This window comes from Anaeromusa sp., assembly GCF_028691475.1.
In the GTDB taxonomy this organism is placed as follows: domain Bacteria; phylum Bacillota; class Negativicutes; order Anaeromusales; family Anaeromusaceae; genus Anaeromusa.
In genome coordinates, this window is record NZ_JAQUZF010000199.1 from 1 (window position 1) to 2,964 (window position 2,964).

Sequence of the window (2,964 nt, forward strand, 5' to 3'; positions counted from 1 at the left end):
CACCTTAGTGAATCTTACCAGAACCTTCCCTACCGATGCCGCCGCGCAGCATCACTACACTACCCAATTATGATAGCAGTGCCGGGTTTGCTCTGTCAACCGCCAAACCCGGCACTAATACGACCTTACCTTATGCCTTTACTGCCTGGACAGCTTAGCGACTACAGCATCGCCCACTTCCTGCGTTTTGCCGCTGCCGCCCAAGTCCGGCGTCAAGCAGGCCTTCTCCTGCAGCACATCCTCAATAGCCTGCAGCACGCGCCGGCCCCACTCTTCGTGACCGAAAAAGTCCATCATCTGGCTAACCGACCATATGGAGGCCAGCGGATTAGCAATGCTGCGCCCGGCAATATCCGGCGCGGAACCATGGATAGGCTCAAACATGGACGGATAGGCCCGCTCCGGATTTAAATTGGCTCCTGCCGCCAGGCCCATGCCACCGGTAATGGCGGCGCCCAAGTCTGTCAAAATATCGCCGAACAAATTAGACGTCACAATGACTTGAAAACGGCCCGGATCTTTGACAAAAAACATGCTGGCTGCGTCAACCAAGTACGAATAAGTTTTTACCTCCGGATACTCCCTGCCCACTTCCGCAAAAACCTGATCCCAAAAAACCATGGAATAATTCAAAGCGTTGCCTTTGCTGATGCTGGTAAGGGTCTTACCGGTCTTGCGAGCCAATTCATAGGCATAGCGAATCACGCGTTCCGTTCCTTTGCGTGAAAACACACCGGTCTGCAACACCACTTCCTCCGGTTTGCCCTTAAACAGCCAGTCGCCAGCGCCAGCATATTCGCCCTCGCTGTTTTCCCGCACTACCAGCATATCAATTTCGCCAGCCCTTACCCCAGCCAAAGGGCAAGGCGCGCCCTTCAACAGCTGTATGGGACGCAAATTAATGTATTGATCAAAGCCTTTGCGAATTTTCAGCAGCAAATCCCACAGGGAAATATGATCGGGAACTCCCGGAAAGCCCACGGCTCCAAGATAAATAGCGTCAAAAGCAGCGAGGCGTTCCATCCCGTCTTCGTCCATCATTTTCCCGTGCTTTAAATAATACTCACAGCCCCAGGGAAAGGTTTCAAATTCAAAAGAGAAGGTCCCGTCCAGCGCGGCCACCGCTTGGAGCACCTTAATTCCTTCCGCTAGAACCTCCGGCCCGACGCCATCTCCGGGAATCACCGCAATTTTATAAGTTGTCACCCTGCTCACTCCTTCTATCTTTCCGGCACAACTGCTGCGCAAAACGCGCTAAACACCAAACAAATGCGCTACAAGCCCTGGCAGCTGCTTGAACGACTTCACCTCAAAGCTGCCGCACATTTCACTGCCGTCACAGCCCCGTTTAAACTGGATCGTCCTCATACCCGCCCGCATAGCCGGAATAAGATTTTTCTGACGATCATCAATAAAGACGCTGTTCTCCGGCCGGCACTGCAGCCGCCGCAGCAACAGCTCGTAAATAGCCCGATCCGGCTTACGCAGCCCTACATCGCCGCTGATGACGATTTCCTCGAAGTATTGGTTTAAATCATATTTTTTCCGCAAATACGCAGACCATTCGCTGACATCATTGGACAACAAAGCCAAATGGTAGTCTTTTTGCAATTTTTGGGCCACCGCCGGAAAATCCGCATCCAGCGTCAGCTGGCTTTCCAGATAGTCTTGCTCAATCTGCGGATAGCGATCCCCCAAACCTAAGGTTTTCCAAAAACCGTAGGAAGCTACTTTCCCTAAACTAGCTTCCAAATAGGCCTGGTTAATTTCATCGCTGGTAAGCGACGGCGCAAATTTCTGTACATACGGCACCAGCAACTCATTGGTATCGTCTCCGACGGTAAAGATGACTCCCATGACGTCAAAAACAAGCCATTCTCTCATTGCTTCCGCCTCCTTGGCTTATTCTATTACTCTTGGAGAAGGAAAATTCCTGCCTACACTGCCGACAAACCTCTAGGAAAGAACGAAAGTCAGAGAACGAAGATCGAACAAGAGTCGCGGGAGCAAAAAGCAAACCCGCCTCCCGAAAATTCGAGAGGCGGGTTTGTAATTGACTCTATTTGCGCCAAGTAAGCTTACGCGTCAGTTTTACAACGACTACGTAGAGCACTGGAATCAAGAATACGCCCAGCATAGTTGCTGCCAGCATGCCGCCGACAACCGCCGTACCCATGGCGTTTCTCGCACCGGCGCCAGCGCCTGTAGCAATCATCAACGGCACGCAGCCCAAGATGAACGCCAGCGAGGTCATTAGAATCGGCCGCAAGCGCAGCTTCGCCGCTTCAATGGCCGCCTCTACCGGATCAACGCCTTTGTCCACGCGCACCTTGGCAAATTCTACAATCAAAATCGCATTCTTGGCTGCCAAGCCAATCAGCATGACCAAGCCAATTTGCATGTAAATACTGTTTTCCAGGCTGCGAGCCCACTGGAACAAGCCCGAGCCGAAAATCGCCGTAGGCACCGAAAGCAGTACCGCAAAGGGAACGCTCCAGCTCTCGTACAATGCCGCCAAGCACAGGAACGCAAACAGGATGGCCGCTCCAAAGACATACACAGCACGACCGCCGGACAGCTTTTCATCGCGGCTTTGGTCCGCCCATTCGTAGCTGTACGTATTGGGCAAGGTTGCCTTAGCCACTTCCTCCAAGGCCGTCATGGCTTGGCCGCTGCTGTACCCCGGCGCCTGACTAGCGCCAATTTGAATGGCCCGGTTGCCGTTAAAACGCTTAATCGCCGTAGGACCGCTGATCGGCAACGGTTTAACCAAGGTAGCCAGCGGCACCATGGCATTCGTATTGCTGCGCACAAAGAAGTACCGAATGTCGTTCGCGTCGGAGCGATACTGGGGCTCCGCCTGCATAACCACTTTCCAAGTACGACCAAAACGAGTAAAGTCATTGACCTGCAAACCACCGAGAAAAGCCTGCAGCGTACTAAACACATCGTCCACCTTAACGC

At 52.8% G+C, this 2,964-nt stretch carries 3 protein-coding genes; all 3 read right to left on the bottom strand.

What is annotated here, in order from left to right:
- Positions 1-138: 138 nt before the first annotated feature.
- Entirely contained in the window at positions 139-1,206 is a 1,068-nt protein-coding gene (locus PHF27_RS14165; protein ID WP_300071484.1) for a tartrate dehydrogenase, read from the bottom strand.
- Positions 1,207-1,254: 48 nt separating this feature from the next.
- A complete protein-coding gene (locus PHF27_RS14170) occupies positions 1,255-1,884 on the bottom strand; it encodes an HAD-IA family hydrolase (protein WP_300071487.1) in 630 nt (209 codons plus the stop codon).
- A gap of 175 nt (positions 1,885-2,059) precedes the next feature.
- On the bottom strand, positions 2,060-2,964 hold a 905-nt coding region (locus PHF27_RS14175; protein ID WP_300071490.1), incomplete at its 5' end, for an efflux RND transporter permease subunit.

Coding starts and splice junctions, on each gene's coding strand:
- PHF27_RS14170 (WP_300071487.1), bottom strand. CDS start 1,884: ATGAGAGAATGGCTTGTTTTTGACGTCATGGGAGTCATCTTTACCGTC.